The organism is Umezakia ovalisporum Ak1311, from assembly GCF_029891685.1.
GTDB classification, from domain to species: domain Bacteria; phylum Cyanobacteriota; class Cyanobacteriia; order Cyanobacteriales; family Nostocaceae; genus Umezakia; species Umezakia ovalisporum.
Map to the genome: position 1 here is coordinate 26,057 of NZ_JANQDJ010000066.1, position 25,416 is coordinate 51,472.

At 39.4% G+C, this 25,416-nt stretch carries 17 protein-coding genes and 2 pseudogenes; 7 read left to right on the top strand and 12 right to left on the bottom strand.

Annotated elements, in window-relative coordinates:
* Positions 1–114: 114 nt before the first annotated feature.
* The 3 genes from NWP25_RS12165 to NWP25_RS12175 form a co-directional block, all read right to left on the bottom strand.
* Positions 115–1,284: a helix-turn-helix domain-containing protein gene (locus NWP25_RS12165; protein WP_280699501.1), complete on the bottom strand. Its 1,170-nt coding sequence runs from the start codon at positions 1,282–1,284 to the stop codon at positions 115–117.
* Between the two features lie 347 nt (positions 1,285–1,631).
* On the bottom strand, positions 1,632–2,051 hold the full coding sequence (locus NWP25_RS12170; RefSeq protein ID WP_280652423.1) for a hypothetical protein: 420 nt from the start codon (positions 2,049–2,051) through the stop codon (positions 1,632–1,634).
* A gap of 796 nt (positions 2,052–2,847) precedes the next feature.
* Positions 2,848–4,065, bottom strand: coding sequence for a glycosyltransferase family 4 protein (locus tag NWP25_RS12175; RefSeq protein ID WP_280652422.1), 1,218 nt, complete (start codon positions 4,063–4,065; stop codon positions 2,848–2,850).
* A gap of 435 nt (positions 4,066–4,500) precedes the next feature.
* Between NWP25_RS12175 and NWP25_RS12180 the strand changes: the two genes are divergently transcribed.
* Positions 4,501–5,448 (top strand): glycosyltransferase family 2 protein, encoded by a 948-nt coding sequence (locus NWP25_RS12180; protein ID WP_280652421.1) that lies wholly within the window; start codon positions 4,501–4,503, stop codon positions 5,446–5,448.
* A gap of 260 nt (positions 5,449–5,708) precedes the next feature.
* On the opposite strand, the gene NWP25_RS12185 is transcribed toward NWP25_RS12180, so the two are convergent.
* Both NWP25_RS12185 and NWP25_RS12190 read right to left on the bottom strand, forming a co-directional pair.
* Complete coding sequence (locus NWP25_RS12185; RefSeq protein WP_280652420.1) at positions 5,709–6,437, bottom strand: ParB N-terminal domain-containing protein; 729 nt, start codon at positions 6,435–6,437, stop codon at positions 5,709–5,711.
* Positions 6,437–7,801 carry an AAA family ATPase gene (locus NWP25_RS12190; RefSeq protein WP_280652419.1) on the bottom strand — a complete coding sequence of 455 codons (1,365 nt, stop codon included), beginning with the start codon at positions 7,799–7,801 and terminating at the stop codon, positions 6,437–6,439. Before NWP25_RS12190 ends, NWP25_RS12185 begins: the two co-directional genes overlap by 1 nt.
* Before the next feature lie 419 nt (positions 7,802–8,220).
* Between NWP25_RS12190 and NWP25_RS12195 the strand changes: the two genes are divergently transcribed.
* A complete protein-coding gene (locus tag NWP25_RS12195; RefSeq protein ID WP_280652418.1) occupies positions 8,221–9,105 on the top strand; it encodes a ParA family protein in 885 nt (294 codons plus the stop codon).
* A gap of 140 nt (positions 9,106–9,245) precedes the next feature.
* Here NWP25_RS12195 and ileS read toward each other — a convergent pair whose 3' ends face one another.
* Positions 9,246–12,248 carry an isoleucine--tRNA ligase gene (ileS, locus tag NWP25_RS12200; RefSeq protein ID WP_280699502.1) on the bottom strand — a complete coding sequence of 1,001 codons (3,003 nt, stop codon included), beginning with the start codon at positions 12,246–12,248 and terminating at the stop codon, positions 9,246–9,248.
* Positions 12,249–12,466: 218 nt separating this feature from the next.
* Between ileS and NWP25_RS12205 the strand changes: the two genes are divergently transcribed.
* Entirely contained in the window at positions 12,467–13,582 is a 1,116-nt protein-coding gene (locus NWP25_RS12205; RefSeq protein ID WP_280699504.1) for a three-Cys-motif partner protein TcmP, read from the top strand.
* On the opposite strand, the gene NWP25_RS12210 is transcribed toward NWP25_RS12205, so the two are convergent.
* Positions 13,572–14,348, bottom strand: coding sequence for a DUF5131 family protein (locus NWP25_RS12210; protein ID WP_280652415.1), 777 nt, complete (start codon positions 14,346–14,348; stop codon positions 13,572–13,574). The genes NWP25_RS12205 and NWP25_RS12210 overlap by 11 nt on opposite strands.
* Before the next feature lie 198 nt (positions 14,349–14,546).
* Between NWP25_RS12210 and NWP25_RS12215 the strand changes: the two are divergent.
* Positions 14,547–14,729, top strand: a pseudogene (locus NWP25_RS12215) (DUF4926 domain-containing protein); the annotation flags it as partial.
* Between the two features lie 275 nt (positions 14,730–15,004).
* Here NWP25_RS12215 and NWP25_RS12220 read toward each other — a convergent pair.
* The 3 genes and pseudogenes from NWP25_RS12220 to NWP25_RS12235 all read right to left on the bottom strand — a co-directional run bounded on the left by NWP25_RS12220 (position 15,005) and on the right by NWP25_RS12235 (position 17,881).
* Positions 15,005–15,700 carry a Ycf66 family protein gene (locus NWP25_RS12220; RefSeq protein WP_280699506.1) on the bottom strand — a complete coding sequence of 232 codons (696 nt, stop codon included), beginning with the start codon at positions 15,698–15,700 and terminating at the stop codon, positions 15,005–15,007.
* Positions 15,701–15,900: 200 nt separating this feature from the next.
* Positions 15,901–16,500, bottom strand: a complete 600-nt coding sequence (locus NWP25_RS12225) for a VWA domain-containing protein (protein ID WP_280652447.1) — start codon at positions 16,498–16,500, stop codon at positions 15,901–15,903.
* Between the two features lie 146 nt (positions 16,501–16,646).
* A pseudogene (locus NWP25_RS12235) lies at positions 16,647–17,881 on the bottom strand (cation:proton antiporter).
* Positions 17,882–18,228: 347 nt separating this feature from the next.
* On the opposite strand from NWP25_RS12235, the gene gndA reads away from it, so the two are divergent.
* On the top strand, positions 18,229–19,659 hold the full coding sequence (gene gndA / locus NWP25_RS12240) for an NADP-dependent phosphogluconate dehydrogenase (RefSeq protein WP_280652412.1): 1,431 nt from the start codon (positions 18,229–18,231) through the stop codon (positions 19,657–19,659).
* A gap of 309 nt (positions 19,660–19,968) precedes the next feature.
* Here gndA and patX read toward each other — a convergent pair whose 3' ends face one another.
* Together patX and NWP25_RS12250 are read right to left on the bottom strand one after the other, a co-directional pair.
* On the bottom strand, positions 19,969–20,208 hold the full coding sequence (patX, locus tag NWP25_RS12245) for a heterocyst-inhibiting protein PatX (protein WP_280652411.1): 240 nt from the start codon (positions 20,206–20,208) through the stop codon (positions 19,969–19,971).
* Between the two features lie 101 nt (positions 20,209–20,309).
* Positions 20,310–22,088 (bottom strand): FAD-dependent oxidoreductase, encoded by a 1,779-nt coding sequence (locus tag NWP25_RS12250; protein ID WP_280652410.1) that lies wholly within the window; start codon positions 22,086–22,088, stop codon positions 20,310–20,312.
* A 289-nt stretch (positions 22,089–22,377) separates the two neighbouring features.
* On the opposite strand from NWP25_RS12250, the gene NWP25_RS12255 reads away from it, so the two are divergent.
* Positions 22,378–23,424, top strand: a complete 1,047-nt coding sequence (locus NWP25_RS12255) for a zinc-dependent dehydrogenase (protein WP_280656633.1) — start codon at positions 22,378–22,380, stop codon at positions 23,422–23,424.
* A gap of 141 nt (positions 23,425–23,565) precedes the next feature.
* Positions 23,566–24,840 (top strand): inorganic phosphate transporter, encoded by a 1,275-nt coding sequence (locus NWP25_RS12260; RefSeq protein ID WP_280652408.1) that lies wholly within the window; start codon positions 23,566–23,568, stop codon positions 24,838–24,840.
* Positions 24,841–25,416: the final 576 nt, after the last annotated feature.

Consider the following 25,416-nt stretch of genomic DNA (forward strand, 5'->3'; position numbering starts at 1 on the left):
TGACTTCTGGGTGTAACCACATCTGAGGGTAACTGTAAATGTCTGCTGCACGCAATCCGTTATATAAAACCTACTCAAATCTACAAATAATTAACGTTTATACAATGAAATTAATTAGTTTTTCAAAATAATATATTTTTTTGCGTCAAAAGTAATTAAACCTTCCTGTTGTAATTTGCCCATCAATCGGGTGATTGTAACCCTGGTAGTACAGCAGGCACTAGCGATATCTTCATGAGTTAGGCGCACACTCAAGCGAGTTCCTTCTGGTACAGGCTCACCAATTTGTTGTTTTAAAAGTTGCAATAGATGGTAGAGTCTCTCTTCAACTCGTCGTTTACCAACAATGACTAGAAAAGATTCTGTTTGTTGTAATCGTTGATTGATTTTTGGTAACAGAATATGGCTCAACATTGGGTTTACTGCTATTTCGGCTACGTAAATTGAGGTTAATTCGACATCGGATAGGGCTGTGGCTTGATAAATCGGTAAAGAAGTCATGTTAGAGCCAAAAACCATGTCTTGTGTCGCTAATCCTATCAATATTTCTTCGCCGGTTTCACAAAAAGTATTTAGCTTAACTAATCCTTGGCGAACATGCCAAACTACTAAGGGATTGAGGGGAATAGTTTCTCCTTTGGTATGTTTATGTACAGGGCGATCTTGAACTAAATCAATGTTGATGTCACCACTAGTTACTTGTGTTTTATTTTTCTCAGTTTCATCAATATTACGCAGCAGCCAACCCAGGGAGTTTGCTTGACCCTGTTGATTCCGCAGTACTGCTACTGTTAACGCTGCGTCAAAATATTCGCCGTGATTTTTTTGCAAGGGTAGTACTAACTCTTTAACTCTGTCCGACTGACATAGCTGGTAGATTTCACTGCGAAATGGTTGTCTTTCTTCAAGGCGGACAAAATTAACTATTGGTTTACCTAGGAGTAATTGCCTTGAAAGGTTGAGTAATTGCGCTGCGGCGACATTGGCGTCTTGGATGATTCCTTCGGTATTAGTGACTAAATAGCCGTCCGGTGCAAACTCGAATAAATCTCGGTAACGTTGGCGTTCAGCTTCCAGCCAATTTCGTGTTTGAATGAGTTCTTCATTTTGCCGATAAAGTTCCTCCGCCGCTAACTGGACCATCTTGGAGCTGCTATAAAGTTCCTTAAAAGCCTGGGGGAGCAGTTCAGGCGGAATCCAAGGTAATACGCTAGCTGTTTGGTACAAGTCTGCTAAACGGCTGTGTAATGCTTCTGTGCTTTGAATGAATTGTTCTATGTTCACCTTAAATTCCCGCTACTTGCTGGCAGAAGTTGAGCAAAAAATTCCACTAGAGCAATGCTAATATCAATTGCACTACTCTTGAAGATATCTAGTAATAAAACTTTGAATAAGGTGTAACTGCTACCCAAATGAACCCTGAATATGTACATATCTATTCTTATACTAATTATTTAACCTGCCGCAAAATAGGTGTGTGATAATTTTGGTAGCTAAAATATTGCAACAGGGCTAAAGTCCTAACTGTTTGTAGATGACATATCAAGAATTGCATAGTGGCCATTGATTATCTTTTGTTTTAAATATTTTTCACTACTTAAAACTTTAGGTTTCGGGATGAAAAATTACTTCTACCTTTGGTGAGACAATTTTGAAGATTTGTCTAAATAGGAACGCAAAAGTTTTCTAAATAAGAGGTTACCAATTTCTGACCAAACCCATAAACATAGGAAAGTTGTGCCCAATAAAGATAGCAAATAAGAAGGCAGAGTGGGTAATCCCAAAATTTCTAACAACGAGGCAAAAGCAATATAAACACCAATGCTAATTCCTATAAAAGGAATTAAAAGTTGTAATTTTCCCCATCTTGGTAGAGTGCTAGAAGAATGATTTTCAATCCAATCTTCAACTCTTTCCTGTAAAGTTATAGCAAATGGCAATCCACAGACTAGGCTAATTAATAAGCTAATTAAAAGTAAAAAGTATGGTGCTTGAGGAAATTTGAATACTACAATGTGTTGGAATTGCTGTAAGTTTTTAGACCAGTCCATAATAAATATACCCCCGGTTTTGAATCCTTGTCAGATCAGCTTCTTGATAAAGAGGAATGCGTGTATTTTATGAGATGTAAATAAATTTAAGTAATTTTTAGCAATTTAATTTTTGTTTCCTTATATCTCAGTCTGTCCATAAACTTTTAATTCTACTGTTCGTTTTACTGCTTTGTATCTTATATTTGTGATTATCCTTGCCTTTATTTATGACAGTAACTACCATTTCTGTCTCTAACTTCCACCCCAGGAATCAGTCTACTACTAACTCAGGTATAGGTTAGTTTTAAGTTGCATTGTGTTATTAAATACGTTAAAATCGATGCAGGTAAAATTTTTATAGATAATATCTCTAAATTGTTAAATACACATCTCTAGCCCAGAATTGAGGGAGAATATCCTGGAGCTACATAACAAGGTTTTGAAACAAGCATATTTAAATTCGGTTGCTCTCTAATTTACTTTCTTGGTCTGGGGATGGGGTAAAACTATTTATTGGTGAAATTTGTAATTTTAACTACATTAATTCTCAGAAAAAGTTTCTTAATATTTAATAATCTATTTGCATAAAAGGTAAAGGTTGTATAGTTAGTTACGTAATTTTTTAACAACGATTAGCGACTTTAGTTAGATAAAAGTTCAGATTTAATTTGCTCTATTGATAAATAAGCATAACAGCTTATCAACGCGCGAGGTTAAAGGAGTGATGGCTGCGGTATCAAGATAATGGCGGCTGCTCACTCCTCTTTTTTTTTAGGGCTGTGTGTGGTTACATCTGTTACTTTGATAAGTATGCTTAGTGATTATTGAGTCCGACACAAACTTGCTCATAATGTTTTCCAGCCATGGCCCAGGTGAATTGGGTTTCTACAAGTTTTCTACCGTTATGTGATATTTGATGACGCAGTTGTGGATCATCAAAAAGTTGACTAATAGCAGTGACATATTCAGCAGGTTCATTGGCGCGTAATGCTGGTGTTGAAGTATCTGTGGCTAGTCCTTCTAAACCGCGATCGCTGGCTACTACTGGTACACCGGCGGCCATTGCTTCCAAGGTTTTATTTTTAATTCCAAATCCTGTCCGCATGGGCACAACGCAGACTGTTGATTTGTGTAAATAGTCTACCATTGAAGGCACTCTTCCAGTGACATTAATTCCTGGTTGTTGTTTGAGTGCTAAAACTTCGGGACCAGGGCGAGAACCAACAATATCAAAGGTTGTTTGAGGATAATGTTTTTGAATTTGTGGTAAAATTTCATTGGCGAAAAAGCAGACAGCATCAATGTTTGCTAAGTTATCCATCGCTCCAATAAAAACTAATTTGTATCCTCCGGGGTCGGTAGTACGATGGGGGAATGTGTCTAAATCAACTCCATTGGGAATAACTGTAATTTCACCGTGAGGATGAAGTTTTTCTAGTTGACTTTTATCATTTTCTGTAGTTACTACTATTGCCGAAAATTTTGCGCCATATCTTTGTTCATAACGACGTAAAAGTGGTAGAATAATCCTATCTCGGAGCTTATTTTCGGAGACACCTGTTGTTAGCTGGTTCAGACAAGTACCATAGACGGAACTGTGAATATTGACTATGGTTCTGAGAGATTTCTGAAAATGCCATCGCACATAAATTTCATTAACGCTATGTTCACAGGTAATCACATCACACTTTTGCTCCTCGACAAAGTTATCAATCCATGCTTGCATTTCAACTGAGTAGCGGCTGAGTACGCTGGGTGGGGTTCCCTGTTGCAAAAACTGACTTAATCGTTGTATTTTCTGGAGTATTCCCGATGGGGTTCCAGAATCTGGAGGACGTTCAAATACAACTAGATGATCTACCCAGTCCCGTAGGCTGACGATTTCTATTTCCGTAACGTCGTCATCCCGTTGAGTTACGAGGGTGATAGTGTGACGTTGACTTAAATATTTGAGTAAGTTAAATGTCCTCACTTGAGTTCCCCCCCTTGTTGGCGGATAGGGAAAGGTAGAAGACAGCATTAAGATGTGCATATCAGCAATTCAGGGTAAATTAGACTAAATCAAATGATGACATATACACCATGCTCTGATTTCAGCCTTGATGTCATGATAAATATCTCTTATCTATTTTTCCTCAAGTTTTAATATGGCAATTGTAAATAAGTTAGCAACATAAATATCCCGGAATTATTGAAGAAGTCCGGGTGCTGAGGGTGAAGGTCTTAGGATTTTTATAACTGAGGGTCAACCAAAAGCTGAACAATAAATTTTCGACAAACATCATGAAGTTTCTGTATATTCACAGATAAATTGTTGCTTTTACTGATAATTAAGGATAAATAAATATTATCACTTATTCTGTCAGCTGGTAATGAATTCATCTTGTATGATATATGAACAATCCTCAGAACTAATCTTAAAACTCTGGTTCTAGTGAAGTTGTAACTTGATCTCAAACTAATAGCTGTGGCTAAAATTAGCGTTTGCATTCCTACATTTAATCGGCAAAATCTCCTACCATACGCCATAGAAAGCGTACTTCAGCAATCTTATCAAGATTTTGAATTAATTGTTTGTGATGATGGTTCAACTGATGGTACTCCTGAATTGATGTCACAGTACACAGACAATAAAATTAAATATATCCGTCATTGGCAAAATATTGGTAAAAGTAATAATATGCGCTCTGGTTTTGATGCAGCCCAAGGTGAATATTTTATCAAGTTTGATGATGATGATAGGCTAACAACTAATTTTTTAGCCCGGACTGCGGGAATACTTGATCAAGATTCTAGAATTGATTTTGTTGGTACTGACCATTGGATAATTGATATTGAAAATATCCGGGATGAGAAAAAGACTCAAGAAAATTCTCGTCGTTGGGGTCGAGCTAATTTAAAACCAGGCGTAGTGGATAATTTGTTAGAGGTGGTTTTTATTAACCAAAGCTTTCAAATTGGGGCGACTTTATTTCGTCGTCAGACTTTGCAAGAGTTGGGGTTTATGCTACCGAATATTCAAAATTGTGAAGATAATGATTTATTTGTCCGGCTGGCTTTGGCTGATAAAAAGGGTTATTATATACCGGAATTATTAATGGAATATCGTTCCCATGCAGAACAGCAAGGTATGAATAGAGCAATTCCTTATTTGTTTGATAAGGTTCGGTATTTGGAAAGTTATCAGTTTGATATAGATAAGTTGGAACAAGTTAGGCAATATCGCCTAGCTGAATCGCAATTGTTATTGGGGTTGCGTTTGATTGAAAAAGGTGAAACCCAAAAGGGAAGGGAACTGGTTTTGGCGGGGCGGTCTTTTTCTACTGCTAAGACTTTGATTGGTTTGGGTTTGTCTTTTTTACCTGTTGGGTTACGGGGTCGGGTTATTAATTTGTTGCGCCAAGTTAAGGGGTGATGTTTCATGCAAAGGCGCAAAGAAAGAGTGCAAATGGATTTTTACAGCGCATTTCATCTGAGTGAGTTATGCTTGTAGCGGGTAAGATGTCCGCACTACAAGAGTTGTATCATTAATCGGTAAGAAGCTTAGTAAACCTACTTTTGTGTTGGAATAGCAGGGGTGGGTTGGTAAGTGGTGCTGGATTTTAGTTGACTAATCATTAACATTTTACCAAGAACTAAGGTAATGGATACTGCTGCGATCCCTAATTAAGAAAACTAATCTTCTGAAAATAAGTTTCCTATGATATCAAGCATTCTTGCTTCACTTATACCTTTAACCATTTGTTTTCCACGTAGAATTTTCACCCTTTCTATGACATCATGTAAAGATTTAAACTGCTCTTTTTCACGTTCTTTTACTATTATTTCTGCTATCTGATTAGCATTTTTTTGAAACCCAGCATTAAGTAATTTCCTAGTGATTTTTTCTTGACTAAATTTTGTAAATACATCTAAAGGTTCTATTTTATTAGCTAGTTGCTTTTTAATCTCTCTATTTTCATTTTCTAATTTTACTTTAGCAGTTGAATTTTCTAGCAGCTCGTTAATGCGCTTTTCTAACCGTGATTCTAAATTATGTAAGAAGTTTTCCAAATCTTTTGAAGTAAAGGAACTCTCCACTTGAGAATTTGACTTCAATTTTCTAAATAAATCTACTTGCTTGGTTAAAAATTCATCATTTTCTGGCTCAATAATAAAGACAGTAATCATCTCTCCTTGAAGAGGATTTATTTCTCTAGCTCTAGCAGCAGCATAGTATTCAAAAACTCCATCTACTAACTCGTAGGATTGTAAACTTGTTCTGCGAACCACTATAGGGTTAATGACTCCTTCAGATTCTAAAATAGACTGAGCAGCTTTTTCTAACTCATCATCTGAAAACGCTGAGCGAGGCTGAGTGCAGGTAATTTTCTTGACTGGTATGAGCGAAGTTAATAATTTCATTAAGATAACCCAATTTTTTCTAATACTTCTTGACCTAATAATATAAACTCTTGCGCTGATGTTGAATCAGGTTTAAAATCAATAACAGAGATAGGATCTGGAATTTCCATGTCTCCAACTATTAAAACTTTTTCTGCACATTTAGCCAAGTCATCTCTTTCGTAAATCACAGTATCCATCATTGGAATATTATACCTTTCGGGTATTTTTTCCATACGGTTTTTCAAGGTAGTTTGCACAAACTTATGATTTGTAGATATTTTAGAGGCAAGAACACCTAATATTTGAATAGCTGGTTTTCTTACTTGTTTTCTAAACCCATTAATATCTTTGACAAAATCTTTAACATTAGTCAATCCTTGATTCGCAAAAGGTTTTAAGTCTGATGGTATAATCAGATAATCTGTGGTAATTAAAGCAATTTTGGCATACAGATTTAAAGAAGGTGGAGTATCAATCAATACAACATCATATTGATCTTTTACTTCCTCTAATTTTTCAATGAGTATAAGCCTGCTGTAGTCCAGTCCATTTAGTACAGTTTCTTTTTTTATCAAGTCTATATGTGCAGGAACTACCTGAATTCCTGGATCACAAAAATTAGATTTTCTGGCAATTTCTGCAATTGAGAAAAAATCCTCTGAAGATAATATATGAAAAACATTAGAATCCTGAATATCATCAAATTTTTCATCATCAAATTTGACTAAACCAGTAGCGAATGTAGTATTAGCTTGGCTATCAAGGTCAATTACCAAGACTCTTTTCCCCTTTTTACGAATAGCAGCAGCTAAATTAACTACAGTTGTTGTCTTACCAACACCACCTTTATTGTGGTAGATTGCAATTATTTTCATAGAACTTTCCCTGTTTTTTTCAACATTTAAATCATTTTGAAATGTCTGAAAAATTGAAATAGGTAATAACTCTGTCTTTTTCAGACTTTCTCTACCGATTAAACCTTTAATTTCTTCTATTTTTTCCTCGACATCCTTTCCCAAACACTGAAAGACTAGTTCAATATCATATTCCAACTTTTCATAAATCCTGATTTCCTTACCATTGGTCAGCAACCCATATCGCGCATTCAAGCTTGTTAAATAATGTCTGAGTCTGAGGACATGATTATTTAAATTTTGCTTTGGATGCTTTGCTTCCATGACAACACTCATCGGCGAATTAGCATCTAAAACCAACGGAATAATTTGTTTTGCAAATGCTAAAAAATCTAAACGAATGCTACCAAGGGCAACTTCTTGATGCCACGTATCGGGAGTATACCCTAGTTGCGGCAACAAATACTGAACTATGAGTTTGCTTTCAACTTCACTTTCGTTACGACACAGTTCAGGATTAAAAAGCAAAATTTTTTACTCCAATAAAGTTAAAATCATGGAAATAACTTCATACTTATTTGAGTATGGCACATGCTTAGTTATCTGTGTTATAAAAATTACTTACATTATATGTATATCCATAAAAATATGTTTAGTTTTTTTACGAAAAAATAAACATATGATAATCTTGTTAAATAAAACTTAAAATTGCAGCAGTTTTGATGTAATATATCCACGCCTCTGGGCTTCTGGGTGAGGTAAAAGAACTAAAAAATACTCTAAACAAATCTCAACACTCCTGGGCACTGTTATAATCTGACTGCCTTAATAGGGACAACGTTAATTTTTAACGTTTCCAAAAAGATTACACTTAATTGAAGTTTTAATTATTGAATAGGAGTGTACGCTACCTAGATATGGGGATGCGCTATCAGAGGACTTAACCAATGGGATATGTAATTGCTACTGCAAATATGAAAGGCGGTGTTGGTAAAACCACCCTCACTGTCAATATAGCGACTTGTTTAGCCAAAAATCACGGTAAGCGCGTGCTTGTCCTGGATTTAGATAGCCAAATCAGTGCTACACTGAGTTTAATGTCGCCTTTAGCTTTTGCTAAACTTCGCAAACAACGTAAGACATTGAGATATTTAATAGACCAAATTATCAATCCTGAACCCAAACCAAAACTGACGATTCAAGATATTATTCAAGGTCAGGTTTGCAATATCCCCGGCATAGATTTATTACCCGGGGATATTGATTTATATGATGAATTTGTGGTGTCAGAGATGCTCCACCAACAAGCAACTGCTTTGGGCGAGCAGGATTTTGAAACGGTTTGGAATCGTTTTGAAAGAGTGTTGATTAATAATATTTTAAACCCAGTGCGCGAGGAGTATGACTTCATTCTTTTAGATTGTGCCCCTGGCTATAATTTATTGACTCGCAGTGCTTTGGCTGCCAGTGATTTCTACATTCTTCCTGCTAAACCAGAACCTTTATCTGTGGTGGGTATTCAGCTATTAGAAAGACGCATTGGTCAATTAAAAGATGCTCACGAACAGGAAGCTAAGATAGAGATCAAAATGCTGGGAATTGTTTTTAGCATGGCTAGTTCTAATTTGCTCAATGGGCGATATTATAAACAAGTGATGCACCGTGTTGTGGAAGATTTTGGTGTAGAGAAAATTTGTAAGGCACAAATACCAGTTGATATAAATGTGGCTAAGGCTGTTGATAGTTTTACGCCGGTTGTGTTGAATGCACCTCAATCATCGGGTTCTAAAGCATTTTCTCAGTTAACTCAGGAGCTGTTGCAGAAGTTGTAGCAACAAAACTTCCGGACGCATATAATTTGTGTCGGATTTAATAGTTGCCCTTGCAAAGGAAGTGAAGTAATCCCACAATCCTTGGGATTACCTCTTTCTACTCGCAATGACTACCTATAGTCGTCTATGTGCTTATTTGATTAAAACTCCCCCGCCAAAGCTGGAACGCAACGTTCACACAATAGGGGATGCTCTACTGATTCTCCCACATGAGTAGAATAATTCCAACAGCGATCGCACTTTTGACCCTCTGCATCAACTACTGCAATTCCCCAGCTATCTAACTGCAAGTTATATTTCGAACCTTGCAATGCTTCGGGAGAATGTAATAGTTCCACTTGAGAAGTGAGGAATAGATAGCGCAGTTCATCAATACCATTACCAATATCAGGATTTAGTTTTTTCACCGCATAAAGCAAATGCTCATCCTTGATATAAAGCAAGATTTTAGCTTCTAGGGAAGAACCAATCTTTTTCTCTACCCTGGCTTGTTCTAACACCTTATTAACATCATCCCGAAGTTTCCGCACTTGTTGCCAAAACTCCGCTAATTGAGAATTACGCCATTTTTCATCTACCTGCACCCAACCAGCTTCAAACACTGATTTATATGGTGCTTGGTAAGGGATAAATTGCCAGATATCCTCAGCAGTATGACATAACACAGGTGCCATCGCTCGTGCTAAATTCTCCAAAGCTATCTTAAGCACTGTTTGACAACTGCGACGGCGAAAAGCATCCGGGGCGCTGATGTACAATCTATCTTTAGCAACATCTAAATAAAAGTTGGATAAATCCACTACGCAGAAATTCAGCACAGTTTGGAAAAAGCGGAAGAATTGGAAACTTTCAAAAGCTGCGGTAACTTCTGCAAACACCTCAGCGATGCGGTGGAGCATATAGCGGTCAAGTTCTGGTAAATTTTCCGGGGGTATTGCATCCTGTTCCGGGTCAAAATCATGCAAGCTACCCAATAAGAACCGCGCTGTATTGCGAATTTTACCTCTAACATCATTCATTTGCTTGATGATGTTACCACCTAGACGCACATCAGCAGAATAATCTACCGACGAAGCCCATAGCCGCAGCACATCAGCACCATAGGGGGGTTCTTTTTTCTGGTCTTTCCCGCCATTAATGACCACTTGGGGGTTGACCACGTTTCCTACAGATTTACTCATCTTCCGCCCTTGTTCATCTAAAACAAAGCCGTGAGTTAAGACAGTTTTATAAGGTGCAATGCCATTTACTGCTACGCTGGTGAGCAAACTTGACTGGAACCAACCCCGATGTTGGTCGGAACCTTCCAAATACATATCAGCCGGGTAGCGTAATTCTGGACGCTGTTTCACTACAGCCGCCCAAGATGAACCAGAATCAAACCATACATCCATTGTGTCTGTACCTTTGCGGTAAGACTTGCCATTATGACGGTAAGACTCTGGTAATAACTCCTCCACTGACATTCCCCACCAAGCATCGGAACCTTTTGCGGCGATAATTGCTTGGACATGGTTGATGGTTTCTTCATTCAGCAGTGCTTCTCCAGTAGCTTCATCGTAGAAAACCGGAATGGGTACACCCCAACAACGCTGACGAGAAATACACCAATCAGAACGTTCTGCTACCATGGGCGTAATGCGATTTTCTCCTTGGGCTGGAATCCATTTTACCCCAGCGATGGCCTTTAAAGCTTCCTCCCTAAATCCAGCCACCGAAGCGAACCATTGTTCAGTCGCTCGGAAAATTGTGGGTTTTTTTGTCCGCCAATCATAGGGGTATTTGTGAGCGTAGGGTTCCTCCTTCAACAAAGAACCAGCAGCCGTCAACGCGTCAATTACCGCCTGATTTCCATCACCCAAAACATTTAAACCAGCAAAAGCACCCGCCTCTGGGGTAAAATTGCCGTTGTCATCTACTGGCGCGAGGATTGGCAAACCGTAACGCTGACCCACAATGTAGTCTTCTTGACCATGACCGGGGGCAGTATGTACTAACCCAGTACCGGACTCAGTGGTAATATAATCACCACCCACCACCACGGGACTTTCCCGGTCAAACAGAGGATGACGATAAGTAGTATGTTCTAAATCTTGCCCCTTAAAGGTAGCCTTCACCGTGAGCCGAGTGGAAAGGGTGGCTGACAGACTTTGTACTAAATCTGCGGCTACGATAAGATATTTGGGAATTTGCTTTCGTTTTACTTGTCTTTCAAATTCATGTAAAGCTTGAATATAGTCAGCATCTTGACCAAATTTATCTTGTTGAGGTCTGCCTTTTGTTTCCCATATTTCTCTTGCTCTACGTTCAACTTCCTGATGCGTAAATTCTTGCTTGGTAGAAACCACAGCATAACTCAAATCACCATTTACCGCCACAGCTAAATTACCCGGAATAGTCCAAGGGGTCGTAGTCCAAACAGCCACAGACAAATGAGGTAAAAATTCACCCAAAACAGGTTTAGCCGCCTCAGACAGACCTGTTACCGGAAAAGCTGCATAGATACTGCGGGAAACATGACCTTCTGGGTATTCCAACTCCGCCTCAGCTAGAGCAGTTTTAGAACTAGGGCTCCAGTGAACAGGCTTTAAACCCCGATAGATGTATCCTTTTAAGACCATCTGACCGAACACACCAATTTGTGCCGCTTCATATTCCGGCTTCAAAGTCAGATAAGGATCATCCCAATCACCCCAAACGCCGTAGCGTTTGAAACATTCCCGTTGGTCATCTACGGTAGCTAAGGCAAACTCCTTGGCTTTTTGCCGTAGTGTCAAAGGTGTTAAACTTTGCCGTTCTGCTGATTTCATATCTTGCAGAACTTTTAACTCAATGGGTAAACCGTGACAATCCCATCCTGGGACGTATCTAACTTTACGCCCTCGTAGCAGTTGGTAGCGGTTAATAATATCTTTGAGAATTTTATTTAAGGCATGACCAATGTGCAATGAACCGTTAGCGTAGGGAGGTCCATCATGGAGTATAAATAATTCGCCGGGGTTATTTTGCGACAGGCGATCGTAAATATTATTTTCTGCCCAGAACTGTTGAATTTCCGGTTCCCGCTTGATGGCGTTTGCCCGCATATCGAATTTAGTTTTGGGTAGGTTTACCGTATCTTTGTAGCTTCCAGGTTCTGTCACAGTCTCATGCCTAAGATTATATATGCAAGTTATCCCATCAATTATAGAAGATGGGCATGAATACCGAAATCTCTTCTGTTTTTCACCCGGGTACGGATCTCTCAGCAATAATATGGTGCGGCTTAAATTATTTCAATAATAAACTGCATTATTTTTTATACATCTATTAATCACTTATATATTATACTACTTACTAGTTTGACATAGAGTAATTACGTATGGCTGGTGATTCCTTCTTTGATGAACAGACAGAGCAATCTTTAATTAAAGCCAGAATTGTAGAAAAATATTTTTGGGCTTGGGCGAAAGTAATTATACCAAAGGCAAAAAACAGAGGTTATGAAATTATTGCCTACATCGACCTTTTTGCTGGACCTGGTAGATATGAAAATGGTTCTAAATCAACACCAATCAAAGTTTTAGAAACCGCAATTGCTGACCCAGATATGCGAAATATGCTGAAGACATTATTTAATGATGCTAATTCTCAGCATACTAATTCTCTGCAATCAGCTATAAATGCAATTCCTGGTATTCAAACTTTAAAATATCAACCTATAGTAACTAATTTGGAAATTGGAAAAAATACTATTGAACTATTTGATGTTCCTACACTGTTCTTTTTAGATCCTTTTGGCTATAAAGGATTATCATTACAACTTATAAACTCATTCGTCAAAAACTGGGGCTGTGATTGCCTTTTCTTTTTTAATTACAATCGGATTAGCATGGGGTTAGGTAATCCATTAGTTGAAGAACATATAAATGCACTATTTGAAAAAACACGGGCAGATGAATTACGCAATAAATTAAAAAATAACTCAAATGATAGAGAAAATCTCATTGTCACATACATTTGTGAATCATTAAAAGAAATGGACATAAAATACGTTCAAAATTTTCGTTTTAAACATGAAAAAAATCAACGTACAAGTCATCATTTAATTTTTGTAACCAAGAATTTGAATGCCTATAATATTATCAAAGATATTATGGCTAAAGAGAGTTCTGACCAAAATCAAGGAGTACCATCTTTTGAATATAACCCAGCTACTTCTAAGCAGCCATTGCTGTTTGAACTTAGTCGTCCTCTAGATGAATTAGAACAAATGCTCCTAGATGAATTTGCAGGACAAACAATCACTATGGAAGAAATTTATCTACAGCATCATGTAGGTAGAGCCTACATTGAAAAGAATTACAAAGCCGCTCTGAAAAATCTTGAATCCCAAGGAAAAATCACAGCAGAACCACCTGCTAATCAAAGAAAAAAAAACAAAGGAGAAATTACTTTTGGAGATGCAGTTAGAGTTACATTTCCACCTAAGCGGTAAGTCCTAAACTTTCTTTTTTAACTATTAATTTCTGTGGAGATACACCCCATTGTCGATGGTGTTTTTGCCAAGCATTAGGCATTTCATCCCAGATTTTACCATCTAGTAACTTACCACCAGCTTTGGAAGTTCTCCCGCCAACTTGCTTAAAGAAAAATGCTACTTTAGCTTTTTGACATTGGTCACGAATATCCTCAGCCCACTCAATTTTCATAGGACGATGTTTTTGTCCTGACTCTCCCCCAACTATAACCCAATCAATATTTTTTAAGTTCAGGTTCAATGAACCTAAAAGTGGTTCACATGAAAGAAACCTAACATTTGCTGGAACTTGACGCAGCAAATCAACGCGGTGGACATAATTTTGATTTTCTACGGATACACCCAACCATATATTTTTATGGAATTGTAAATTAGGTGCTAACTCAACTAAACGCTCAGGCCTTTTTGTTAAGATTTGGTATATGTGCCAAGGTGTAACCTCAATAACTTTGAATACTTTTTGCATAAAATCTAGAGGTACTTCTTCGTGAAAAAGGTCACTCATAGAATTAACAAAAATTCTGCTAGGGGTTCTCCACTTTAAAGGTTCTAGCAACCTATCGGGATGTAAAGTTAAATTAAATCCATTTCTAAAATTATTAGGAAACCGTTTAGTCAAAGCCTCTGCATAGCAATGTAAACATCCTGGACTAACTTTATCGCAACCAGTTGTTGGATTCCAAGTTTTATCAGTCCACTCAATACCTGTATGTGTACTAGACATGATTATTTAACCTGATAATTATTAATTTGGTAAATTATTTTAAATGTCAGTAATTCGTATGCACTATAGTATAGCAGAGTTTTCAATCAAGAAATTAATCTAACTATTTTTTTATCCATGAAGATGAGCAAAATCAATCTTAATACAATTAAGTTACTAGATGTAATAGCATTAACAGTTGATTGACCTAAACATAACTTATTGCGCGGTCAAGTAGGTACAATGGTTAAATTATTAGCTGATGGTGCTGCTTTTGAAGTAGAATTTAGTGATAATAACGGACAAACTTATGAATCTATTGGGTTGCGTTCACAACAAATTACGGGTTTAAATTTTGAGCCAGCATCGCCTAATTTAGTAGCGGAAATGGTTACTCCTTAACTACAGCACCTTGCACCGAATCTCAAGTACAGACATGAATGATAAAACTTTTGTGGGGTCAGCATCTTGCCCGCCCTTGTGTACCTCACCTACACCAGATGTTAGGATCAATACATAGCATTATTAAATTTTTTGCTGGTAGCATTTTAAAATCAAATTTAATTTGACAAACTGATTGATTAATAAATAATGATCTAATTCCATCAAAGATATTACTAAATTCAGAAATTGAAAAAACCCAACGCCATCTTAAATAACGCTGGGTTTAATCCAAGTCAACCAGCTTGATCAGTAGGTGGTATTTTTTCCGGTGGCGCTTCTGCTGGGGGAGCAAGTGCAGCATCAGGTGGAATTTCTGCGGTGGAAATTGGTGGTTTTTGTTCAGTCTCAGCTTCTGCTTGGGCTGGTGCGACCACTTCAGGTGGTGGAGGATTTGGTGGGGTTACTTCCTCTGCTGGTGCTTCTGGTGTGGAAGAAGTTTTATCAATAATCTCAACAGCGGGTTTCTCCGTGGGTGCAGGGGTCGTTTCTTCTGGTTGGGGAGTTTCAGGCCTTGTCTTAGTTATGGTTTGTTGGGCTTTTCCTTTCACTCCGCTTAAAGCACTACCAATACTCCGTTGTACCTGAGTCAACCGTTCTGGGAGGGATAACCTAGTCATTTGGTCTTGAATACCAGTTTTCAATGTCTCACCACTGGGTACTGGGGTTTGTTCTGTTTGCGGAGTGAGTTGGCGACGTAATGAAAGAGTTTGCCAGACAAAGGAAACTAAAACAGCGACGCTAGCCACATGACCCAGCAATAGGCCGGCTGAAATGCGTGGCGCAAACACCCATAAGACTAAGGCATAAAAAAGTCCTAGACCACTCCAGATAAAGTCATTCTTACGGTGGATTTCCGGTAAAAAGAAAGCTGCTATGTAAAGGGCTAAACTACCAAGTCCGACCACAAAAGCTAGAACGTATGCCAGCATTTTTTGGTTACTCCTTATTGTATCATTTGACTAAGGATTGGGAATTAAGGACTAAAAATTAGAAATGGGGAATCGAAATGGGGAATCATTTATGTTTCCTGCTTATCAGTACCCGAATCGTTAACTAAATATTTTAGTTTTGCAACTCAATGGGTGATATTGTTGAACTTAAAGTTATCAACATTGCAGTCATGGTGAAGTTAATCAGTAATAGCTTTTTCTAGAGCTGCGGCAAATCCGATTTCCTCTATTTCATCAGCAGTGGTAACGTCAGCAATATCAAATTTTGCCCCCGCTTTGGTTAACTCATCGTCTATTATACGCAGAAACTTAGTTGCTCCTGGATCATCACCAATTTGAAAGAACAGCACTGCTAATTCTTCGTCACTATCTATTTTGCGACTGGCTAGGATAATCTGCTCATACACAGACTTACGATCATCTGGCTCACCATCGGTGACTACAATGATTGTCTCACCGTTGGGGGTTAAACCTTGTTCTCGGCGTTGGAAAAAGTCATCAAAAGCTGCTTGAAGTACGCCTCCTAAGTTGGTACTTCCAGCTGGGTTATTCTCTTGGAATATCTGTTGAACTTTACTAGCAGTGACACCAGAGTAAAATTTATGTCTACCAGAAAATACGTAAACGTTGATCCCATCTGGGTCTAGCCGCTCACACTTACGAGCCAAGGCTAAGGTGTTCTCTTGCATAACTTCCCATCTGGTTTTGTCTGGAAGTTCGCTAGGACTTTCCATGCTGCCGGACTTGTCTATGATGAGGGTGTATTGTCTGCTCATAATTTCTACCATTTTTTTTCCTTTGTATGGTTATTTTTATGCTCTGGAATTTGTTGAGAGTAATTACGTCAGCCCTACAGATGACGAGATGCGTTAAGCGCTAATTAATCCTATCAGCAAGAAGATCATGAATGGATGCATGATACTGTTCAAGATGATTTTCCTGGTTGTGTTTGTGGCCATTGCTCCAACATTCGTTGCAGAATCAGGGGCGTGGCGATACTAGTTACACCAGATACAACAACCATAGCAGCAAATACCTGTGGAGAAATTGCCCAATTTCCTAATGACAGACCTCGTTGCATGATAATTAGGGCGATTTCGGCTCTGGGAACCAAACTCACACCTACTAATGTCGCTCCTACCCATCCAGTTATAAATACAGCAGGTATACCAGCACCAATAATTTTACCTAGTACGGCTACTATTAACAGAGCGCCACCTAGACCTAAAGCTGTTCTTAAGGCGTTGGGGTCGATTTGCAAACCGATACCAATAAAAAAAACGGCACAAAAAATTCATAAAGTGTGCTGAAAGAGGTATCTAGTTTGACCGCTTGCGGGTCGCGGCTGAACACCAGTCCAGCAAAAAATGCACCGATGGCAACGGAAAACCCCAATAAACCAGCGATTGCAGCAATGATGAGTCCAATACTGGCAACAGTTAACATTGGATCTGGGGGTTTTTCTATCCTCATCAGAAAAACTGTAATTGCTTGCTCAAAATACCGGGAAAATACATAACAAACAGTGGCAAATAATATAGATTTAAGTAATAAACCTCCTGCTGTTTTAATGATAACGGGTAAGATAGAACCGTTGGCACTCTCTTTTAACAGAGGCGCAATCGCAAACAGCAATGCCATCAAAATTACACTGGAAATATCATCCATTTCAGCTACATCTAACATTAGCTGACCGTTGGGGGAGTTTGTCGCTTTCTCTTCTTGCCAAACCCCAACGGCTACGCCTACACTAGTGGCGGTCATGGCAATACTCACAAACAAACTGGAAATTAGGCTGAGTTGGAGGAACCAGTAGCAGACAACAAAAGCAAGTGTGCCACTCACTAAAACATCACCAACCCAGACCATGCTGGCACGGGAAACTTGGCTCATTAGTCCAGCTAAGTCACTTTCTAATCCAACTCGAAATAGTAAGGCAATGATGCCTAATTCTGCCAAAAAGTCAAAAATTTCTTCTCCCTCTGAGGAAAGGATATGCCATTGATGATCCATCAGGCTCAGGAGAAATCCTACTAGTAAATAGCCTACCAGAGCAGGAACACTAATGCTTTCTAAACCAGACTTGATGAGAATGGCCATGGCAATTGCCATACCCACTAGTAACACTAATAATGGTAGCCCCTGCACGGATTCATTCATATAGGCTGTCCTACTGTTTTTGATTTGCCCATGTTCTACTATGTCTAAAGCAATGGATAGAGTTAATTCATCCTCTATGTGAAAGAAATCGATTTAATTAACTACCCCGGCGCGTAATATTGATGGGGAGCGCTGAATTAGTTAAAATTGTCATTTCCTTATTTTTTAATCAAGGCAGAAGTATAGAAACTTGACTGGAACACTGAAAGTTGCAACAACCATTTGCTTGTGTTAATTATAAGTTTTTGCAGTTTATTCAAGTCTTAAGGTCTTCTTTAGGAGAGAAGCGAAAATCTCGGTCTACCCTAAAGATAAAAGGATCTGCAAGAGTTAGCCAAACATAATTTATGACACTACAAAGCTTTGGTGTGATTGGATTAGCCGTAATGGGCGAGAATATAGCTCTCAACGTCGAGCGTAATGGCTTCCCAATTGCAGTTTATAACCGCTCCAGAGAAAAAACGGATGCGTTTATGGCGCAGCGTGCGCCAGGAAGGAACGTCAAAGCCGCCTTTACCCTAGAGGAGTTTGTCGCATCATTGGAACGTCCCCGCAAAATTCTGGTGATGGTACAGGCTGGTAAGCCGGTAGATGCGGTGATTGCCCAACTCAAACCCCTGCTAGATGAAGGCGATATCATTATCGACGGTGGTAACTCTTGGTTTGAAGATACAGAAAGACGTACTCAGGAATTAGAACCTGTGGGACTACGGTTTATTGGTATGGGTGTGAGTGGCGGTGAAGAAGGTGCCCTCAATGGACCTTCCCTCATGCCTGGTGGTACTCCTAGTTCCTACGAGTATCTGTCACCAATTTTCAACAAAATTGCTGCTCAAGTTGATGACGGCCCTTGTGTTACTTATATTGGCCCTGGTGGTTCTGGTCACTATGTGAAAATGGTACACAATGGCATTGAGTACGGCGATATGCAGCTAATTGCAGAAGCCTACGATTTGCTGAAAAATGTGGTTGGATTAAATGAAAATCAGCTACATCAAGTTTTCACTGAGTGGAACAGTACTGATGAACTGAATTCGTTTTTAATTGAGATTACATCGAACATTTTCCCTTACATTGACCCGGAAACAAAAAAACCCTTGGTGGAATTAATTGTCGACGCAGCCGGTCAAAAGGGAACAGGTCGTTGGACTGTACAAACTGCTTTGGAATTGGGTGTGGCTATTCCGACAATTACCGCAGCAGTTAATGCCCGGATTATATCTTCTATTAGAGAAGAACGGGTAGCAGCATCTCAGAGCTTAACAGGCCCTAGCTCTAAGTTTGATGGCGATGTGAAGGGCTTTGTTAACAAGGTTCGCGATGCTCTGTATTGCTCAAAAATCTGTTCTTACGCTCAAGGTATGGCGCTGTTAAATACAGCTTCCAAAACATACAACTGGAATTTGAATCTCAGTGAGATGGCGCGGATTTGGAAAGGTGGTTGTATTATTCGCGCTGGCTTCTTGAATAAGATTAAGAAGGCTTTTAACGAAAATCCAACTTTGCCTAACCTGCTACTGGCTCCTGAGTTTAAGCAGACTATTCTCGATAGACAAGATGCTTGGCGGGAAGTGATCATGACAGCAGCAAAAGTGGGAATCCCAGTTCCTGCTTTTAGTGCATCTTTGGATTATTTTGACAGCTATCGTCGCGATCGCCTACCCCAAAATCTTACTCAAGCACAACGCGACTACTTCGGCGCACATACTTACCTCCGTCTTGACAAGCCGGGAACATTTCACACTGAGTGGGTTCCCATTGCTGAAGCTAGAAAGTAAACTTTAACATATTCACATCCCTAGATTGTGAAAGTTTTCTGTGTTGAAGTTGGATATTTAAAAGTGACTCTGAAATTCAGAGTCACTGTCTTTATATATGAGCTTTTCATCAGATTATTGGCGCTTGATATACGCGTAACTAACGGGGTCACCCCCCTGTTGAGACTTAACGAGTTTAGCTATGCAACAGTAAGGTAAATATTCAAGTTTTACATCTCTGTTAGAGAGGCAGTTTTTGATTCCCTGACAATCATACAACTGCTGACTCTATACAAGATATGGTCTTGAGAAATTTTGCCTTATTCGAGGTTAAACATTACCACCAGATTTTTCTATCAAGTTTATCTTTATCCGTCCACTACCTCGATGTAGTATTGGGCTGTCTACCTCGCTCAGTTGGGCTTGATATTGAGATGAATCTGAGGTTAACTGTTGCGAACCACAAGAGGATAGCAACATCTGAGATAAGCGATTTACCTTTGCTTGGCAGTTAAAAACTAGGGAACTGAAGACTAAACACGAAACTAAAAGTGAAATCGTAGCTCGCATAACAGATGTTTATTTTTGAACTCTCTTGTCTAATGTTACGGATCTTCTGGTAGTGTATCCGGAAAATTTAGTAAAAAGTAGTGTTTTTTACTGAAAAAATGTTACTTTAACGATATGTCAATGGTTTCAGCTAGTAACCAACCACCAGCATGATTGAAGTTACCCCAAATAGTCAGCAGTTGTTCATTCACAACAGCTTGTAGTTGCTCTTCTATCTGCGATCGCAAAGTCACAATCTGCCAAGTTTGACCACTATAGGTTTCTGGTGTGGTTATGGTAAAGTGGTAGTCTTGCTGGAAACGCTGGAAAATTCCTGTAAAACACTTGCTTTCAGTTCTTGTTACTTGTTGACAATGTAATTGATTATACTTATTTACCGAGATGCAAGGGTAATTGCCATTTGATGGATAAGCTTGTGGGTCATTTAAGTAATACCGTTGCCAATTGAGCCATTCTGGATTTTTCGGAGATATATCTAAGTTAAATAAAGGTACAATTGTTGCGGGAGTATGTAAAGATTTTAACAAATGATTTTGTAATTGCCTGGCAGGTAAATGTCTGGGCTGACAGTTCAATTCAACGCACATAGCCGCCGCCATTCCCGCCCCTTGACCTATACCCATGACAACGGGTTGTAATCTGGTTGCGCCATTAGCAATATGAGATACAGAAATATTTTTTTCACAAACTAATAAACCATCTCTGTCCACAGGAATTAAGGAACGGTAGGGAATAGTAAAGGGTGTACCAGTCCAACGTCCCCCCCAACGAATGGATTTAGGTTGCAGTGGCAAGTTGAACCCAGGATAATGATGATCGTTGGCATAATTACCGACAGCGATCGCATCGGGGAACAAAGATGCTACCCTACCCCCTGGTATGGGCAAAATGTCTTGTTCTCGCACGGTAGTTAGTCCCACCAAGCGACGACTCTCACGGTAGTAAGGATGCAATGCAAAAGCACTATGATGATGGGGAAAAGCCGACTCAGCCAAGCCATAACGCCTACCTAAGTTTTTTTGGATGAAATGGGCAAAATTTTGGCTATGCCAGCGACATTCTGACAAAAATTCCTGTTTTGCTACTTCCGACTCTATTAAACGCCCTACACCTTCGGCATAGTCATTACCACAGATGGGCCAGTTGATCATAAATCGACCCCCTGGTAAACGTCCATAATTTAAGAATTTCTCAGCACCATAGTTATCCCAAGCACCAGTAAATAGGGCAGGATTATAATTGGGTGCAGGAAAAATCTCTGGAGCGCTCGGTTCGCCAAAATCTTGCATTACCACTACCCAAGTAGGGGCTTGCACAGGATATCTTTCTGTGAGCTGATTAAAATGAGCCGGTGCGCTTATTTCTCCCCACTCAGATTGCAACTCCCAGCCCCAACGATGAGGTATTTCCGCCAAAGCCAATAAATCGCCTAATTCTGTACCGTCGAGAATAATCTTGGCTGTAACGGTAAACTCTGCAAACCGCACGCCAGTTACACAATTTCCTTGCTGCAATACTTCTATTGGCACTTGTCCAGAAATCCAATGCAGATTTGATAATTCCTGCACCCAGTCTGCAAAAATCTTGGCTGCAATGCGGGGATCATAACTAAAAAAGCTCACCCAACTGTTATCTAATCCCCCTGGTTGACGCTGGCGTAGTTCTTGTAAAAATGCGCCCCATAATCCAGTTTGAAAGGCTACTAGTTCATTACCATCGGGTGCGGATACCCCTGCGGATGTGAGCATTCCCCCTAACCAAGGAAATTCGCTGACTAGGATAGTTTTTGCTCCCTGTCGCGCTGCTTCGATAGCCGCAGCTGTTCCTCCGGTTCCTCCACCCACTACTAGGATATCGGCTGTATATGTTTGATGTATCATCACTCAAGGTCACTCGATTTTTGACAATTTTAGATGATTTCACTGTTTTTAAACCCAGAGGTAGGCAAAGTCTTTTTTGATGTTTTTGGTGAAAAGGTTTTGGAGTGAATCAGTTTTTTATGGCGCTAATTCTAGTTGACTTTTTTGGGATTTTTTAGCGGTTAATTTTTCTTAGTACCTACAAATATGGAAACCGCTATCAAAATAATTAACTACAAGTTTCAAACTTAATGAGCTAACCTGACCCGCTAAATGTTACATCTAAGAAAGTTGAGCGGGAAAAACCAACGTGAAAGCACAGGTATTTAGAGGTGTAAATCAACTTTCTTATGAAGATATCCCAGTCCCGACTCTGGAACCAGATGAGGTGCTAGTAAAAGTGGGAGTGGTGGGATTATGTCAATCAGATATTAAAAAAATTCGTTATCCCCTATATGAACCACCACGCATATTTGGGCATGAAACAGCCGGAACAATCGCATCTGTGGGTTCTCAGGTGAAATCTTGGCAAGTAGGACAACGGGTGGCGGTGATGCACCACATTCCTTGTATGCGTTGCGCTTACTGCTTAAATGAGAATTTCTCTATGTGCGATGTTTATAAAAACATTTCCACCACAGCCGGATTTAACCCTAGTGGTGGCGGTTTTGCTGAGTATGTTAAGGTTCCGGGACATATTGTGCAAAATGGGGGACTAATTCCCATTCCTGACCATATCAGCTTTGAAGAGGCAAGTTTTGTAGAACCAACTAACTGCTGTCTCAAAGCGGTGAAAAAAGCTCAAGTTTCCCCAGGAAAAACTGTTTTGGTTACTGGTGCCGGGCCAATTGGGTTAATGTTTGTCATGTTGGTAAAATATTTTGGGGCGAAAGCGATCGCTACTGATTTACTACCATCCAGAATTGAGAAAGCATTGAATGTTGGGGCAAAAGCCGCTCTTGATGCGCGTGATCCTGATTTACCTCGGAAAATTCACGCTTTGACTGGGGGGATGGGTGTTGATGTGACTCTGCTGGCTGTTCCCAGTGACAAGGCTTTCTTCCAAGCACTGGAATGTACTCGCAAAGGTGGTAAAATTTTGTTTTTCGCAGAATTTCCCGATGAAGTGGAAATTCCCATTAATCCGAATGTTCTTTACCGTAGGGAAATTGATTTGATGGGTAGTTACAGTTCATCCTATCGGCTTCAAAGTCTAGCTGCGGATATTGTATTTAATCGGTGCATAGATGTACAAGCCTTAATTAGTGATCGCTATCCCTTGCAAAACTTATCAGCAGCCGTGGAACAAGCGATCGCACCTAATCCCAAAACATACAAAATTTTAATTTATCCGTAATCCGGGCAAACAAGATAACAGTAGAAAATATTTATAGCGCTTCTCGCGCTTTGTGCGATAACCCCTCTGTTGGCAGATGCTAAGTCAACACTTTTAATTTGTTTAAGAATCGCTATTTTTTTCCATCTACGCCAACCCTAAATGCCCATTACGTTAATTTCAACTTCCCTGCTAGCCTTCTACCTCGCCTGGAATCTCGGCGCTAACGATGTCGCTAACTCAATGGGAACTTCTGTAGGTTCCCAAGCTCTCTCCCTGAGACAGGCAATAATTATTGCTGGAATTTTAGAGTTTACAGGGGCAGTATTATTTGGGCAGGAAGTATCCCAAACTTTAGCTACCAAAATTGCTAATCCTGTTTTATTTGCTGCTACACCAGAAATTTACATAATCGGTATGGTAACAGTGTTAGTTACCTGCGGTTTGTGGCTGCAAATTGCTACCTCTGGCGGTTTACCCGTAGCCTCATCTCATGCAGTTGTAGGTGCGATGGCGGGATTTAGTTGGGTAGCTATGGGAGTAGATGCGATTAATTGGATCTCAATAGGCTTAGTTGCTATTGGCTGGATTGTCACGCCGATCCTCAGTAGTGCTATTGCAGCTTTATTCTACGGTCAAATCAAGCATTGGATTTTGGAGCAACCAAATCAACTAGCACAGCTACAACAGTGGATTCCCTGGCTGAGTGTCATTGTGTTGGGAGTATTTGGTGTCATTGTCCTACCTTTGTTAACCCAACCCTTAACTAATTACTTAAATAGCATTGGTCTAAACTTACCTAGTTACGACCTTCCCTTATTTGTAGGTGCAGTTGCAGCTATTGTACTGTCAGTCATTAGTTGGCGACAGTTGCAAGAAGTAGGGAATAATGCACAAAAACTAAACAACGAAGAAATAATTTTCACTCCTGTAGAACAGCTATTCGCTCGGTTTCAGGTTCTCAGTGCTTGCTTTGTCGCCTTTGCTCATGGTTCTAATGATGTTGGCAATGCGATCGCTCCTTTAGCTGCCATTGTCTACATCAATAGCACTGGTACTATACCCGTCAGTGACATTACCATCCCCCTATGGATTTTAATCCTGGGTGGCGCTGGTATTGTCGCTGGTTTAGCTGTCTGGGGTCAAAAGGTAATTAACACTATTGGGGAAAACATAATTTCTTTACAACCTAGTGGTGGATTTTGCGCCGAACTTGCAACCGCCATTACCATCCTGCTAGCCTCTCGCTTGGGTTTACCTGTCTCCACCTCTCATGCTCTTGTAGGTGGTGTCATCGGTATTGGACTGGTGCAAAATATCAAATCAATTCAATTTACAACTCTACAAAGTATTGCGGTTGCATGGCTAATGACATTTCCCGTAAGTGCAATCTTCAGTGTTGCCATCTTTACCACTACCAAGATTTTATTCCTTTAAAATTTATTCTTTATGTATCTTAATCAACTAATATATCTCTTGCTTAGCTGTGAAAAAGGAAACTGGCACAACACCAAAACCAGACTTTGTTTTTGCAGAATAGCTGTTAATTCACTAAAATATTGTATGGGGGATAGTAATACTTTAAATTTCTGCGGCTTCCTACCATAATACCTATTAATAATGTAAACTGTCACATAAGTTACATTCTGTACAAATTGACATACAAATCCATAAGTTTGACCATCCTTTTGTGGCAATACACCTATTGATAAATTTTTGATCATTACTGTTCCTACTAAAAAAACTGAACATAAGTATTAACACTGGGTGTAAAGTTTTTTCTTATAAACTTGCACCTGAAAACTGTTAATTTAAGTAACTCCGATGGAAGGCATCTCCGTAATGCTGAAGGGGAAACAGTATAGTAAGTCCGTTACCGAAATAAATTGGATACTTTGCCAACCCTGTACTTACCATGACAAAATTACACTTATGTACGCAATTCTTGCCACAATTTTGAATTTACCTGACACAATACAAAAAATCAGTATTAGTGCCAAGCAAGTTTACAGC